Source organism: Shewanella sp. 4_MG-2023 (genome assembly GCF_030548015.1).
Taxonomy (GTDB): domain Bacteria; phylum Pseudomonadota; class Gammaproteobacteria; order Enterobacterales; family Shewanellaceae; genus Shewanella.
The window spans coordinates 121,180-136,690 of record NZ_JAUORL010000005.1; the positions used below are offsets into that span (position 1 = coordinate 121,180).

The 15,511-nt window shown below is 41.9% G+C and carries 14 protein-coding genes; 11 read left to right on the forward strand and 3 right to left on the reverse strand.

What is annotated here, in order from left to right; all coding sequences use genetic code 11:
• Positions 1–26 precede the first annotated feature (26 nt).
• Together Q4546_RS04260 and Q4546_RS04265 are read right to left on the reverse strand one after the other, a co-directional pair.
• Positions 27–1,706 carry a PH domain-containing protein gene (locus Q4546_RS04260; RefSeq protein ID WP_303445760.1) on the reverse strand — a complete coding sequence of 560 codons (1,680 nt, stop codon included), beginning with the start codon at positions 1,704–1,706 and terminating at the stop codon, positions 27–29.
• Complete coding sequence (locus tag Q4546_RS04265; protein ID WP_303445761.1) at positions 1,699–2,379, reverse strand: PH domain-containing protein; 681 nt, start codon at positions 2,377–2,379, stop codon at positions 1,699–1,701. The genes Q4546_RS04260 and Q4546_RS04265 overlap by 8 nt, the downstream gene beginning before the upstream one ends.
• 160 nt (positions 2,380–2,539) lie before the next feature.
• Between Q4546_RS04265 and Q4546_RS04270 the strand changes: the two genes are divergently transcribed.
• Positions 2,540–2,896, forward strand: coding sequence for a winged helix-turn-helix domain-containing protein (locus Q4546_RS04270; protein WP_102437967.1), 357 nt, complete (start codon positions 2,540–2,542; stop codon positions 2,894–2,896).
• Here the strand turns inward: Q4546_RS04270 and Q4546_RS04275 are convergent.
• Positions 2,873–4,564, reverse strand: a complete 1,692-nt coding sequence (locus Q4546_RS04275; RefSeq protein ID WP_198590424.1) for a diguanylate cyclase — start codon at positions 4,562–4,564, stop codon at positions 2,873–2,875. The two genes, Q4546_RS04270 and Q4546_RS04275, sit on opposite strands and share 24 nt — an antisense overlap.
• 336 nt (positions 4,565–4,900) lie before the next feature.
• Between Q4546_RS04275 and Q4546_RS04280 the strand changes: the two genes are divergently transcribed.
• The 10 genes from Q4546_RS04280 to nqrF all read left to right on the forward strand — a co-directional run bounded on the left by Q4546_RS04280 (position 4,901) and on the right by nqrF (position 15,335).
• Positions 4,901–5,557 carry an alpha-ketoglutarate-dependent dioxygenase AlkB gene (locus tag Q4546_RS04280; protein WP_303445762.1) on the forward strand — a complete coding sequence of 219 codons (657 nt, stop codon included), beginning with the start codon at positions 4,901–4,903 and terminating at the stop codon, positions 5,555–5,557.
• Between the two features lie 148 nt (positions 5,558–5,705).
• Complete coding sequence (locus Q4546_RS04285) at positions 5,706–6,005, forward strand: BolA family transcriptional regulator (protein WP_102437964.1); 300 nt, start codon at positions 5,706–5,708, stop codon at positions 6,003–6,005.
• Positions 6,006–6,270: 265 nt separating this feature from the next.
• Positions 6,271–6,780, forward strand: coding sequence for an S-ribosylhomocysteine lyase (gene luxS, locus Q4546_RS04290; protein ID WP_102437963.1), 510 nt, complete (start codon positions 6,271–6,273; stop codon positions 6,778–6,780).
• Positions 6,781–6,976: 196 nt separating this feature from the next.
• Complete coding sequence (locus Q4546_RS04295) at positions 6,977–9,052, forward strand: TonB-dependent receptor (protein ID WP_102477146.1); 2,076 nt, start codon at positions 6,977–6,979, stop codon at positions 9,050–9,052.
• A 427-nt stretch (positions 9,053–9,479) separates the two neighbouring features.
• A complete protein-coding gene (locus Q4546_RS04300) occupies positions 9,480–10,814 on the forward strand; it encodes a Na(+)-translocating NADH-quinone reductase subunit A (RefSeq protein ID WP_102437983.1) in 1,335 nt (444 codons plus the stop codon).
• The gene (locus Q4546_RS04305) at positions 10,814–12,013 is read left to right on the forward strand and encodes an NADH:ubiquinone reductase (Na(+)-transporting) subunit B (protein ID WP_102437961.1); all 1,200 of its coding nucleotides are present in this window, start codon (positions 10,814–10,816) and stop codon (positions 12,011–12,013) included. Before Q4546_RS04300 ends, Q4546_RS04305 begins: the two co-directional genes overlap by 1 nt.
• Entirely contained in the window at positions 12,003–12,797 is a 795-nt protein-coding gene (locus Q4546_RS04310) for a Na(+)-translocating NADH-quinone reductase subunit C (protein ID WP_102437960.1), read from the forward strand. The genes Q4546_RS04305 and Q4546_RS04310 overlap by 11 nt, the downstream gene beginning before the upstream one ends.
• On the forward strand, positions 12,797–13,429 hold the full coding sequence (locus Q4546_RS04315) for an NADH:ubiquinone reductase (Na(+)-transporting) subunit D (RefSeq protein ID WP_076542777.1): 633 nt from the start codon (positions 12,797–12,799) through the stop codon (positions 13,427–13,429). The genes Q4546_RS04310 and Q4546_RS04315 overlap by 1 nt, the downstream gene beginning before the upstream one ends.
• Before the next feature lie 5 nt (positions 13,430–13,434).
• Positions 13,435–14,043, forward strand: coding sequence for an NADH:ubiquinone reductase (Na(+)-transporting) subunit E (gene nqrE / locus Q4546_RS04320; RefSeq protein ID WP_076542779.1), 609 nt, complete (start codon positions 13,435–13,437; stop codon positions 14,041–14,043).
• A 44-nt stretch (positions 14,044–14,087) separates the two neighbouring features.
• On the forward strand, positions 14,088–15,335 hold the full coding sequence (gene nqrF, locus Q4546_RS04325) for an NADH:ubiquinone reductase (Na(+)-transporting) subunit F (protein ID WP_102437959.1): 1,248 nt from the start codon (positions 14,088–14,090) through the stop codon (positions 15,333–15,335).
• The last annotated feature ends 176 nt before the right edge of the window (positions 15,336–15,511 follow it).

Genomic DNA, 15,511 nt, shown 5'->3' on the forward strand with positions numbered 1-15,511 from the left:
AGCCAATATGCCATTAAGATAAGCGTTTATATCCAATTACGGTAATCTTGCTTAATGGTTTGCATGGCTTTTTCGGCAATGAATAAGGCGTCTTTTTCAGCGATATAGGGCAGAGTTAAGCTGCCGCTAGCTAGGCCAATTTCGATATAGGCATGACCGCTGCGTTGTTGCCCTTTTGTTTGGGTGATAGATACGTGCTGTATTTTTTCATAAGGGATCCGTTTCCAATGATGGCCAAATAAGCCGCTATGTTGCCATAACACTTCATCTTCAATCACATAGCCCCACTGCTTGTACCGCAAAAATGTTAGTCCCATAACCGCAGTAGCAATCAATAAAGCCACTTCAGAGATCGGATTTAAGCCGGTAAAGATTAAAATTAATAGCGCTGGAATGTACATTAACAAGCCGCGTCTTAAAAACCATGCCAAAGCAATAGCTTGGTATCGCGCTGGGATATTAGTTGTCCCGCCTGCTAATTGCGGTATTTGCGCCAATATTGCAGCAATCTCTGCAGTTTTAACGCTGGGCAGTAACATATGCTCAGTAGTTTTTTGCTCAACCTCTTGGCCTTTAACCTGCTTAAAATACAGTGTCCATAAGCCTAATAATTTAGCTAAAAATGGCTGACTAAAGTGCACTAGCTGCACTCGGCGAATAGCTAATGCGTCTTGCTGGTGGGAGATCACCCCGCCGCTGCGCTGCAGGGTTTGTTGCTGTTTTTCTAATGTATAAGGATGATATTTAAGTACTGCCGCCACAATAGAAATTATTGAAAACAGGCAATACACCAACAACAATGTCAGCATAATGGCAATGGCTTGTAGAGCAATACTTGGGCCGCTATAGCTGACAACAGCGCTCCAAAATTGTTGAATAATAGGAAGCTCGACTATCTGCTCCCATTTAATTTGTCCCATAATGGGGCCTGCTATCACCGCAAACCAAATCAAATTATTTTGATAAAAACCAAATTGGATTAGCTGCTTTAAATTACGCACTACAATCGTGTTGTGGGTTTTATTGCTAGGTGTGTTAACACTATCGGCAGTGTTTTCAGTGCTGATTTCATCGATAGCGTCATTAGTTGCAAGTTGATGCTGGGGAGCGAGTTGCAGTAATTGCTGTTTAAGCTTGCTGGCTTGGGTTGAGTCAAGCGCCGATAAATGCGCTTCGTCATCTTTTGAGCCTGCAGTTTCAACGATTAAGGTGCCGAGCTTAAATGGCTTGAAATAAAATGGCTGGCTGTAACGAATATTTTGAATTTTGTTGAGTGGGATTTCATCTTTGCGGGTAAAAAACAGCCCACGTTTAATATTGAGTTGTTGCCCTGAAAGCTTAAAGCGGTATGTTCGCCATTGAATGAATGAGAATATTGTCAGTAAAAGTATTGCTACAACAAAGCCGAGTAGACCCATTTGTAAATCAAAACCACTCTGCCAACCGGCATACACCACAGGAATGATGGCGTAACCATTAGATAAAATGGCTTTTGCGCTGCCAAAAATAAAGCTTAGCATTGACCAAGGAGACAGCGATTGCCATTGGGTTAAGGCATTGACATTTTTGTCAGCTGTAGTGGATTTTGAGCTTGACGTTGAAGTCGCTTTTTTTGCTTGTGATGAAGGATTCTCAGAGGTTTGCAGTGAAGAATGCGCTACTGAAATCTTGTTATCTTTTTGAGGCTCATTTGGCTGGTTACTCATCAGCGGCCTCTTTTGTTAGCGGCTTTTCAGTGTTTATTGCAGGGCTTATATTTGAGCTTGTATCTGAACTTATGTCAGAGCCTATATTAGAGCTTATGTCAGAGCTTATATCTGAGGAGAGCGGTTGTTGATGATAAGAGGCTTTATTCAGTAAGTGCTGCCTTAACTTTTCTGCCAAGGTAAAGCTCAGTCCCGGGAGGAAAATCTCTGCCGCGCCACTGCCAGCACTGAAGCACTTTATGGTGGCTAAGTTGAAGCGCCTTTGCAATGGGTTTTGCGACAAACTCACGTGCTGCAAGCGGCTATAAGGTAAAGCTGTGGTCTTTATCCACCATAAGCCTTGGCGTATTAATATTTCATGTTCAAGTACGCCGTAGCGCAACTTTTTAGCCGCCAAAAAGCGGATCAATGTCAGCACGACTCCGGCAATCAATACTCCACTAATGATGAGGTATTCATTACGCCCTAAGGCTTGGTTTAATGTCATGACGACAACTAACGCGGCTAATATTAACAGTAACAGCCCAATGCTTTGGCTGAATATTTGCTTCGGGTAGTTTTTATCTACCTTGGTTAATGTCACTTCTGTATAGCTCTGCCACTTTGCCTCAGCTATGAGCAGTTTTTCTGAGGTGCTAGCTACTGTCACATCTGATTCTGGTGTGGCCGACATATATAAATCCTTTTGCTAAGTTAGTCGCAACTGTTTGCTAAAAGCTTGTTTACTAAAAGCTTGATTGGTAGAGATTGATGAATAATAAGTGTCGATTAGTCTTTCTTAACCACTCATAATCCATTACTTTAAGCTTATATAGTATATGGGATTGAGTAATATGGAAAAAGTAACTGCTGCAGCGGCTAATAATGGATTTTTAGTGCGACCTGTCTCTAAAGCGCAAAAAGCATTTTTACGTAAAATCTATCTGGCGGGACTCATTGAGCAGCAACAGCATAATTTGTTGTCATTACAAAAGCAGACCCAAATGCCAAGACGCACCTTGCAAGACAACATAGCAGCTTTCACTGACATAGGCATTGATGTGCAATTTGTACAGCAGGGGCAAAGACACAATGCGGGTTTTTATCAGCTGCTGGATTGGGGGCCGATTAATGGAGCTTGGGTAAACAGTCATTTTGATAAAATTACATTAGCACTTGAGCTATCTTTAACTGGCGACGCTATGGGTTAATGCCTGTTCACTATTACATATTCTGTTTCTGCCGGCTCGTTTAGCTTGATATAGGTGTTTATCGGCTTGTTCAATTAAGGCTGGTAATTGATAGATTTCAGCATTACTGGTCACTATGCCAATACTGGCTGTAACCTGCACTTTAACGTGTTGGTGCTGCAAATTGAGTTTGGCAATATTTTCACAAATCCGCATTGCTAAACTATCGGCCTCTTTTGCAGCCGTTTGCGGTAAAAAAACAATAAACTCTTCGCCACCCCAGCGCGCCACAATATCATTTTTTCGTAGGGTATCTCTAATGATAGATGCGACTTTAACCAAGACTAAATCACCAAAAATATGCCCATATTTATCATTAATATCTTTAAACTTATCGATATCAATCATTACGATAGAAGGGGTATTACTCGGCGATTCCATAGTGCCATTGGCTTGATTAAATTGCGGCTCCACTAATTGGTAAAAAGCGCGGCGATTATTAAGCAGGGTTAACGGATCCATTTGAGCCATCTTTTCTGCGATCAGTTTTTCATTTTCGATTCGTCTAAATCGCTCAGTTAATGCTAATGCCAGTAAAAGTACATCAATACCTACCCCTATTTCAGCAGCGCGATAAGTAAAGTCATTAAATGGAATATATGACCACACCGCAAGCGCGGTTATGGCAATACCTATCATTGATGATATTGAAGCCAGTAAAAATAACCGTGCGGAAATATTGCCGAAATTTAATGACAGCACCCCTAATACAATCATCAAGCCACTGAATAACAGCATCAAATCAAAAGCAAAAATCAACCCTAATACTCGGTCTTGCAGTATCACTGCCAACAGCATCAATATTGGAAAAAGTACGCATAAGCTTTTTAAGATCTTATGTAATAGCGGCAGTTGATATCGCAGACGTAAAAAGTGGCACGCGAATACAATGCCACTGGAGCAGAAGGTGACCATAAGGATTGGCACAGCCCATTGTTGCCAATAAGGCGAATTTGGCCAAAGCCATAACGAACCATGACCGCTATATGCCATATTTAATATTAGAAAGTTAAGCAGGTATAGGCAGTAGTAAAAGTAGCTTCTCAGACGTAAGCCTAAAAATAAAATAAAGTTATAAATCAGCAGCGCAATAATCGCGCCGTATAAAAAACCGTAACTATAGGAGTTAAATATACTGTTTTGAGCGCTTTGGCTTTCATCAAATAAATATACCGGAATGACCATGGCATCTAAGGTTTGAAGCCTAATTAATACCGTGGTTATACCTGGTGGATAGCTATATTGAAAATTATAGCTGGGTTGAAAAGTCGGTTGTTTATAAAATAGCGATAGATCACCTTGGTGCTCAAAATGAGCAATTCTATCTGAGCTTAGCCAATAAGCACTGACTTCATCGAGCCAGTAATTATCAAAGTGGATGATGCGGTTTATCTGAGTTTGAGTTGGATTATTAATGGATAGACTAATCCATACAGGGTTAGAGCCGATGCCGTAGTTGCTAATTTCCTCGCTGCCTGACTGGAAGTGGCCATTACGGAATAATTGATAAGCTTGCGATGCGTTAATACGATCTGTTTCGGTGTAATACCCTATAGATTGGCCTATTGGCGCGGTGTAAGTCTCAGTTAAGTTGAGCTTTTCAGCATGGGCATTGCTGATGTTGAACATGGCAATGCTTAAGCAGAACATAATGCTTAGATTGACAAGCAGATCCAATATCCATTTCATAAGTGCAATAAACTACCTTTATCTTTTATAGACTAACAGTGCTAAAACCGCCGATAAGATAGTGGCGGCGCTGCTGCAATGACGGTGTTGGGATAAACATTAAGGCGGTTCACCTAGCTTAATAAAACAGCTTACGTTGTAATTTTAGGCTCTCATAAAGTTTAGTGAGTTAATGTTAGAAAAGTGTAAAATAATGTATTGATATACTAAAGGATTAGTCACAAAGTGTCGGTTGTCAACGTTAGCCTCTCTTTAAGAGGCAAAAGGAGGGCGGGGGTGAAACAAATCGAGTTTAAATTATCTGATCAGCACAGCAGTGACAATCAAAATAGCCCCTGCGCTAAATCCAAGAGCCATGGCGCGCCAATAACGTATATAAAGGGCTTTTTATCACGCGGGGAGCAGCAACAGTTGCTAGCCGATGCCGATAGCTACCTCTTTGAAAAACCGATAATTACGCTTTTTGGTAAACAGCATCCTATCCCTCGCGCTCAAGTATGGTTTGCTGATCCTGGTTGTGAATATCAATATTCTTCTTTATTAATTTCACCGCAGCCTTGGCCACACTTATTAGCAGATTTAAGGCAGCGGCTGCGGGATGAACTGCAGTTTAATTGCAACGGGGTATTGGTTAATCGTTATCAAAACGGTTTAGATTCTATGGGCTGGCATAGTGATGATGAGCCTGAAATAGTAGCCAATAGCGCAATTGTGTCAGTCAGTATTGGCGCCAGTCGAACTTTTGCCTTACGGCATAAAAGCCTCAATATAAAACAAAACGTTGAGCTTGAAAGCGGTGATTTACTCATTATGCATCAAGGGATGCAATCACAGTGGCAGCATGCAGTACCAAAGCGTTTAAAGGTTAAGAACTGTCGGTTAAATCTAACCTTTAGGCAGTTAATTGTCGGCTATCATCAATTGAAGGGATAATTCATCAGCGTAATCTTTAACTTACTAGGTTAGCTTGCATTGTTAACTAAAATTGCCACTTAAATCAGATTGCCGACTGGCTAGTTTGATTTATGGGGAGTTAAGCAGTAGTCTTCAAACTTTAAAATGTAGTTATAAAGAGTTTGTTATGTCAGTTGAACAAATCATTAGCGATAAACTGAACCAGTCTTTTAGTCCGATACATTTAGATGTGCTTAATGAAAGCAATCGCCACCATGTGCCGCCTAACTCAGAAACACACTTCAAAGTGGTGGTGGTGAGTGAGCAGTTTGAAGCGCAGCGATTAATTGCCCGCCACCGAGCAATAAATGCTGTGTTAGCGGATGAGTTAGCCAACGGCGTGCATGCACTTTCCATTAATGCATATACTCAGGCTGAGTGGCAAGCATTAGATGCAGTGCCTAAAACGCCAAATTGTAAAGGTTAATCCATAAGGCCATTTATGGTCATTGTAGATTAAGGTAAACTAGCCAAATTAGCTTAAAAATCAAAACCTTGTCTTTAGATGAGGTTTTTTGCTTTTTAGTCTTTAGTGTTTTAATAAAAGTAATAAGTATCGGTCATCAGTTTGTCACACAGACAGGTTATTACATGAAGATAACTCCGGTTTATCCCATGTTTACATAGCTGTCTGGTTTCAATTTTGATGCTATGATGCCAAACATCTTTTACTTAGCCTTAAGGAATGAGTCATGCCTTTACTTGATAGTTTCACTGTTGATCATACACGAATGGAAGCTCCTGCTGTGCGTGTCGCAAAGCATATGAGTACACCTAAAGGTGACACCATTACGGTATTTGACTTGCGTTTTTGTACGCCAAATAAAGATATTTTAAGTGAACGTGGTATTCATACCCTTGAGCACTTATTTGCCGGTTTTATGCGTGATCATTTGAATGGTGACTCGGTAGAAATTATTGATATATCGCCAATGGGTTGTCGCACCGGTTTTTACATGAGCTTAATTGGTCAGCCGACAGAGCGGGTTGTTGCCGATGCGTGGCTTGCAGCAATGGGTGATGTACTTAAAGTGGTTGAACAAAGTGAGATCCCTGAATTAAATGAGTATCAGTGTGGCACTTATGACATGCACTCACTTGATCAAGCCCAAGATATTGCTCGTGCAATCATTGCCGCTGGTGTAAGTGTCAATCGTAATGATGACCTTAAATTGAGTGACGACATTTTAGGTACGCTATAGGCTAGCTGTTAATCCTAGGTTTTAGTTTGACACCAAAGCGGCTTCGGCCGCTTTGTTTTTTTTGTGGTTAATTTTATTAAAATACTGTTTTTATTTGCATGAAAACGTTATTGTTAAAAGTTAGTAATAGGATGTTATTTATAATAATAAAGGCGTAGCGGATTGCGATGCCGATGATGTATTTTGGGAGTTAACCATGTCTAAAGGCCAATTCAGCTTGTCTGTAATTGCTTCTGCTGTGCTGTTTGTGTGTCATTCTTCAAGTTTTGCTGCAAGCTCTGTGACGGCATCCTTGGATGAATCAAATAATACTGTTGTACTCGACCAGCCTCAGACAGCTCCATTTCATTATCGCAGCAGTACAATACCCCTAGCATTGTCAGGAATGACAATCATGCCTGCTGCCATGGGGCAAACCACTGACATCAGTCATCGCGGCGCGGTCAATGGCATTGCGATTTCTCAAGATAGAGTATCCTTTTCACCGTCTCCTTATTCAGCGCCTCATTTAGTGTTACAACCGAATTTAGCCTTACAAACCCAAGTGACTACAGCCAGCATGACTGGAGTGACAAAAGGCGGTAAAGGGGCTTTTGGTAGTGTGGATTACACCACGGCGCAGATCAGCCCAACAAAATTAGATGCTCAGGCTAACATCGAAATTAATGATAATGGTGGTGGCCGCGTGGGCGCCATTGCCAGTGGCTTAAATAAAGAATACGGCATGCTGTTTGCGGTGGATTACCAAAATACCGCCGAAGAAACAGGTTTTGTGACCAACCTTGATAGCGACCACAGCCAAACCGATATCATGTTCAAAATTAATGCTGATAGTCTTGCTGGCGCTAGAAACCCACAAACGACAGAGTTTATGTACCAATACACTAACTCAGAAAATGATCACTCCAATATCGGTTTAACCAGCCAAGATTGGCAGGCTAAACCGGGTAGGGCGTATTCGGCTACCGAAAATGATAACCGTGAAGGCCAGCGCCATAAGTATCAAGTGAGCCATATTGTTAATCTTAGTGATGGCTCGGTGGTGATGTCCGATTTTTATTACCAATCCTATGATGAGCAAATCTCGCAATTAAACTCGTTATCTGGCGTGTTTATTGGTACAACAGAATTATCAGCGATTTCAGCTTTTGATAAAGCCCCGACTACAGGCGGTTTGGCTTTAGGCTCTATGCTTGAAGATAATCAATATTCGGGCTATGGCTTGCAAACGGAAGGTGTAAGTCAATATGGCGCTCATCAAGTGACCTATGGTGCGCTGTTTCATTCAGATAAAGCCAAAATGCGTTTTGGCCAGCAAGATTGGACCTGGAGCCAAGATAGAAGTCTTGCGAGCACCAATATTGATAATGCGCTGCTAGCTTATATCGACGATGTTAACGTACTCATTACCAGCGCTGACGCCAAACTCAACTATGGCGCTTTGTCGATAAACTTAGGCTTGAGCTTTGAAAGTGTCAGTACTACTCGCGAAATTGACGTTGAAGCCTATGGCATAGAGGCGGCTGATTTTTCTGATGATGGCTGGATCCCGGCAATCGAAATTGCCTATACCACAGGTGCTTGGAAAGCGGCTGTTTCAGCTAAGCAAGCTTGGACAGCTGCATCAGCGGGCAATGCATTGCAACAAGCGCAGGAGTCGCTGCAGTATCAATTAGCACTTGGCTATAGCAATGATGCACTAAATGTTGGTTTAAATGCTTACGTACAAGACTTTGATAATCAACATGTGACTTGTATGTGGAGTATGGCGTGTGATTATTCACAGCGTTATGTACAAGACAATTTTAACGATACGTCCGTTAACGGCATCGACTTGTCGGTCGATTACACTGTCGGCTTTGATAGCTTTTCAATCCCTCTTTCTGCTCAATACCAATACAGCCAAGCTGAGTTTGGAGACTCTGGTTTTAACGACTTAATCGGTCTTTATGTAAAAGGCGAACAACTTCCTTGGGTACCTGAGCAACAATTAGCTTTAAATGCGGGCTTAATAATGGGGCAATTTAGTGTCATCGCCCAAGCTTTATATCAATCAGAAATGGGTTATGCCACTGCCATTAATGGCGGTGAACAAATTGATACACAATGGAAGCTAGACTTAGCAGCTAACTATCATATTTCTAATGTGCACGAAGTTTATTTGCGTATAGAAAACTTACTTGACGAGGATTTAGTCAGTCAACAGTCTAATTTAGGCATTACTTCTCAAGGCGAGATGCTGAGTTACCTTGGATATCAGGCCAGATTTTAACTGTCTCACCTCTTCTTCCTCTTGTAGGTGCTTGTTTTAATTCTGCTTTAGTATGGGCTATTTTAGCTCGTACTAAAGCGAATTTTGTTAACAAATCCGTAAATCACTTCTTATATTATTTCTTTTAAAATTAATGTTATAGTGCCTGTGTTACTGAAATATTGCATTCAATGACGTTAAATCAGACTGTTCCACACCCTATTTGAGTGAATTGTTTAAAAATGAACAATCTAAAAATTCAATCACTGGTTTTTTTCGTGGCGATAGCGCACATTTTGGGGTAAAATGCGCGCGACCAGCGTGATTGCGATCGCATTTCCGTGATAAATCTGCGCTAGCTCAACACTGAAGTGTTTGTTAACACTTTGTTTTCTTTTGGGTAGGAACGCGGCGCATTGTCTTTCCTTCAAACGTAGTGCTTGTGGATATGATTACAATAAAGAAAGGATTGGAACTACCTCTAGCAGGTGGCCCTGAGCAAGTTATCCATAATGGCCCAGCCATTAAGAACGTAGCGACTTTGGGTGAAGAGTATATTGGCTTACGTCCAACGATGAAAATCAAGGTTGGCGAAAAAGTCTTGAAAGGTCAGGTGATTTTTGAAGATAAAAAGAACCTTGGCGTTAAATATACTGCTTTAGCTAGTGGTACTGTATTAGAAATTAACCGGGGTGCGAAACGTGTACTTCAGTCAGTGGTTATTGGCGTTGAAGGTGATGATAAAGTCAGCTTTACTCAATATAGTGCTGATGAACTTAACACGTTAGATGCTAACGTTGTCAGAGAAAACTTGATTGAATCAGGTCTTTGGACAGCTTTACGAACTCGCCCTTTCAGTAAAGTACCTGCTGTTGATTCAGTCGCTGCTGGTATTTTCGTCACCGCAATTGATACTCAACCACTTGCTGCAGATCCTGCTGTAGTGATTGCTGAGCATAAAGATGATTTTGCTAACGGCTTGACGCTACTAGCGAAATTAACAGAAGGCAAACTTTTCCTTGCTAAAGCGCCTGGTGCTGATATCCCTTCTGGCAATGCTCAAGTTGAAGAGTTTGCAGGTATACATCCTGCTGGCCTAGTGGGCACTCACATTCATCATCTTCTTCCTGCTTCTGCAACACGTACGGTTTGGCATATTGGCTACCAAGACGTGATTGCTGTTGGTCAATTATTCACTCAAGGTGAACTTAACACTCAACGTGTTATTGCGATTACTGGCCCTGAAGCTAAAAACCCACGTTTAGTTCGTACAGTATTAGGTGCTAGCACTGTTGAATTAACTGCTGGAGAAATTGAAACTGACAATGTTCGAGTTATCTCAGGTTCAGTATTAAGCGGGCGCCAAGCGGCGGGTCCTCATGGCTATTTAGGTCGCTATCATCAACAACTTAGCTTGTTGAAAGAAGGCAATGAAAAAGAATTATTTGGTTGGGCTATGCCTGGTGCTGATAAGTTCTCTATCACTCGCGCATTCTTAGGTCACTTAAACCGTACAGGTCTGTTCAATATGACCACAACTACGGGTGGTTCAGATCGTGCCATGGTGCCAATTGGTAACTATGAACGTGTTGTTCCATTAGATATCTTACCGACAATGTTACTTCGCGATCTTGTTTCTGGTGATTATGACGGTGCTGCTGCACTGGGCGCACTAGAGCTAGATGAAGAAGATTTGGCATTGTGTACCTTCGTATGTCCAGGCAAGTATGACTATGCATCATATCTGCGTGATTGTTTAGATACGATCGAGAGGGAAGGCTAATGAGCTTGAAAGATTTTATCGAGCGTATTGAACCGCAATTTGAAAAAGGCGGCAAGTACGAGAAGTGGTACGCCCTTTATGAAGCGGCTGCTACTGTGTTTTACACTCCAGGTAAAGTAAACAAAGGCACCACGCACGTGCGTGACAGCCTTGATCTAAAACGTATGATGATTACGGTTTGGGCCTGTACTTTCCCGGCAATGTTCTTTGGTATGTACAACGTTGGCTTGCAAGCTCAAGATGCGCTGATGGCTGGCTTTGCAACTCCTGATGTATGGCAAGTCAGCCTATTCAGCCTATTTGGTACTGAATTAACCGCAAGTTCAGGTGTGCCTGCACTGATGTGGTATGGCGCTTGTTGGTTCCTACCTATTTATGCGGTGACTTTTGCCGTTGGTGGTTTCTGGGAAGTCTTATTCGCGTCTGTACGTGGCCATGAAGTTAACGAAGGTTTCTTTGTAACTTCCATTCTATTTGCGCTGACCTTACCAGCAACTATTCCATTATGGATGGTTGCACTGGGTATTACCTTTGGTGTTGTGGTTGCAAAAGAAGTGTTTGGCGGCACAGGTCGTAACTTCTTAAACCCAGCGTTAGCGGGTCGTGCATTCTTATTCTTTGCGTATCCGTTAAGCATGTCAGGTGACACAACATGGGTTGTGGCTGACGGTTTCTCTGGTGCTACGGCATTGAGCCAAGCTGCACAGGGCACGTTTGAATATACTAGCGCTAACTGGTGGGATGCCTTCTTAGGTTTCATTCCAGGTTCCGTGGGTGAAGTCTCTACCTTTGCTATTTTGCTAGGTGGTGCAGTTATCGTTTATACCCGTATCGCCTCATGGCGTATTATTTCAGGTGTGATGTTGGGCATGATTGCAGTTTCTTACCTACTTAACTTTATCGGTAGCGACACTAATGCAATGTTTGCAACACCTTGGTATTGGCATCTTGTTTTAGGTGGATTTGCCTTCGGTATGATGTTTATGGCGACGGACCCAGTTTCTGCGTCTTTCACTAACAATGCTAAATGGGCTTACGGTATCTTAATTGGTGCAATGGCAGTGTTTATTCGCGTCATTAACCCAGCGTTCCCTGAAGGAATGATGTTAGCCATCCTGTTTGCTAACTTATTTGCACCGTTATTTGACCATTTCGTGGTTCAAGCAAATGTGAAGCGGAGGATTGCTCGTGGCCAGTAATAAAGAATCAATCGGCAAAACATTATTTGTTGTAATCGGCCTGTGTTTTATCTGCTCAATGTTGGTATCAACTGCAGCAGTATTACTTAAGCCAATTCAGCAAGAGAATAAATTGCTAGATAAGCAAAAGTACATTCTTGAAGCGGCAGGTTTAGTGGATACTAAAGCTGGCAAAGTTGAGAAAGACGTTATTATTGCAAAGTATGGTAAGTACGTTGAAGCTCGTCTTGTTGATTTAAAAACCGGTGAGTTTGTTGAAGGTGATGCTGATACTTTTGATGTTGAAAAAGCGGCACGTACGCCTGCAACGTCTTTTAAGCCTGAAAATGACATTGCCTCTGTTAAGCGCGTTGCAAATCAAGGTGTTGTTTATCTAGTTAAAGATGACAACAATGAACTACAAACCGTGATTATTCCTGTTAAAGGCTACGGTTTATGGTCAACCATGTTTGCATTCTTAGCGGTTGAAGCGGATATGAATACCATTCGCAGCTTAGTGTATTACGACTTCACTGGTTCTGGTGAAACACCGGGCCTAGGTGGTGAAGTTCAAAACCCTCAGTGGATTGCTAAGTGGGAAGGTAAAAAACTTTATGACGACAATGGCGACTTAGCTATTCAAGTCACTAAGATCCCGACAATTGCATCTTCAGTTCACGGTGTTGATGCCTTATCTGGTGCGACGTTGACCAGTAACGGTGTTCAGTACTCGCTAACGTTTTGGTTAGGTGAAGAAGGTTTTGCACGCTTTATCGAAAAAGCACGCAATGGAGGACTAGGCTAATGGCTGACGTTAAAGAACTTAAACAGGTTCTGACTGGACCTATCATTAATAACAACCCAATTGCTCTGCAAATTCTGGGTGTATGTAGTGCACTGGCTGTTACCGCTAAAATGGAAACGGCTATTGTAATGACATTAGCATTGACTGCGGTGACCGCGTGTTCGAACTTATTTATTTCGTTACTACGTAATCATATTCCAAGCAGCGTTCGTATTATTGTGCAAATGACAATTATTGCTTCATTAGTAATTGTTGTAGACCAAGTATTGCAAGCTTACGCCTATGACGTAGCGAAGCAATTATCAGTATTTGTTGGCTTGATTATCACCAACTGTATTGTAATGGGTCGCGCAGAAGCATACGCAATGAAAACGCCGCCTCTGATGAGCTTTATGGACGGTATTGGTAATGGCTTAGGCTATGGCGCCATCCTATTATCAGTTGGTTTCTTCCGTGAACTACTCGGTAATGGTTCATTGTTCGGCGTTGAAATCCTCAGCAAAATCTCTGACGGTGGTTGGTATCAGCCTAATGGCTTGTTACTTCTTCCTCCAAGTGCGTTCTTCTTGATCGGTATGCTGATCTGGATTATCCGTACTTATAAGCCAGAGCAAGTAGAAGCAAAAGGGTAGGCGCAATGGAACATTATATTAGTCTGTTAATTCGTTCGATTTTCATTGAGAACATGGCGTTAGCCTTCTTCCTCGGTATGTGTACTTTCTTGGCGGTATCAAAGAAAGTCACCACTGCTATGGGTCTAGGTGTTGCGGTAATTGTGGTACTGGCAATTTCAGTGCCTGTTAACCAAATCATCTATCAAGGTTTACTGGCTCCTGGCGCATTAGCTTGGGCCGGTGTACCTGATGCAGATTTGAGCTTCTTGAAGTTCATTACCTTTATTGGTGTTATTGCTGCATTAGTACAGATTCTGGAAATGGCATTAGATAAGTACTTTCCACCTTTGTACAACGCATTAGGTATTTTCTTACCATTGATCACGGTTAACTGTGCAATTTTTGGTGCGGTTTCATTCATGGTTGAGCGTGATTATAACCTTGGCGAGAGCTTGGTATTCGGTATCGGCTCAGGTGTTGGTTGGGCATTAGCAATTGTATTGCTTGCCGGTCTACGTGAGAAAATGAAGTATTCTGATGTGCCTAAAGGGCTACGTGGTTTAGGTATTACCTTCATCACTTCTGGCTTAATGGCGCTAGGTTTCATGTCGTTCTCAGGTGTGTCTCTTTAAGACACCCGTACGACGTATTAATTTGAACCTTAAAGGATAAGTTAATGGATATTCTTAAAGCTACTCCGATAGATGTTTATCTAGGTGTGAGTATGTTTACCGCGATTGTACTGGTTTTAGTATTAGTGATTTTATTTGCTAAATCTAAACTAGTAGCCAGTGGTGATATCACTATCTCAATTAATGATGATAGCGAAAAAGCAATTAAAACCGGTGCTGGTAGCAAGCTGCTCGGCGCACTAGCTAACAATGGTATTTTCGTTTCAAGTGCTTGTGGTGGCGGTGGCTCATGTGGTCAGTGTCGGGTAAACATTAAGTCTGGTGGTGGTGATATTCTGCCTACTGAACTTGATCACATAAGCAAAGGTGAAGCACGTCAAGGTTGTCGTTTAGCCTGTCAGGTTAACGTTAAAACTGACATGGAAATCGAACTTGATGAAGAGATTTTCGGCATCAAAAAATGGGAATGTGAAGTTATCTCTAACGATAACAAAGCGACGTTCATTAAAGAGCTTAAGCTGCAAATCCCTGATGGTGAGTCTGTGCCGTTCCGCGCGGGTGGCTATATTCAAATTGAAGCCCCAGCTCACCACGTTAAATATGCTGACTTTGATGTACCAGCGCAATACCGTGGCGACTGGGAACACTTTGGTTTCTTCAACTTAGAATCTAAGGTTGATGAAGAAACTATTCGTGCATACTCAATGGCTAACTACCCAGAAGAGTTTGGCATCATCATGTTGAACGTGCGTATCGCTACGCCGCCGCCAAGAAACTTAACTTTACCTTGCGGTAAGATGTCATCGTTTATTTGGAGCCTCAAAGAAGGTGACAAAGTAACGATTTCTGGTCCATTTGGTGAGTTCTTTGCTAAAGATACCGATGCTGAAATGGTGTTTGTCGGTGGTGGTGCAGGTATGGCGCCAATGCGTTCACATATCTTTGACCAACTTAAGCGTTTACAGTCTAAACGTAAGATGAGTTTTTGGTATGGTGCTCGTTCTAAGCGTGAAATGTTCTACGTAGAAGATTTCGATGGCTTAGCGGCTGAGAATGAAAACTTTAAGTGGCATGTTGCGTTATCTGATCCGCAAGCGGAAGATAACTGGGATGGCTACACAGGCTTTATTCATAACGTATTGTACGAAAACTACTTACGTGACCATGACGCACCAGAAGATTGTGAGTTCTACATGTGTGGACCTCCAATGATGAATGCTGCGGTAATTGGTATGCTTAAAGACTTAGGCGTTGAAGATGAAAACATCTTACTCGATGACTTTGGTGGTTAGTGACTAACTGCTAACCCTTTGCAAAAGACATTGAACGTCATAAATTGCAGCTAGCTGACACGGTGGTCACCATTGTTAAGCTAGCTGCAATTTTTATTTTAGGGACTTTGTAGTTTAGTCGTTGTTGCTTTAGCCACTGTTGCTTTAGCTAAGAATGATTTAAACATTAACCATAT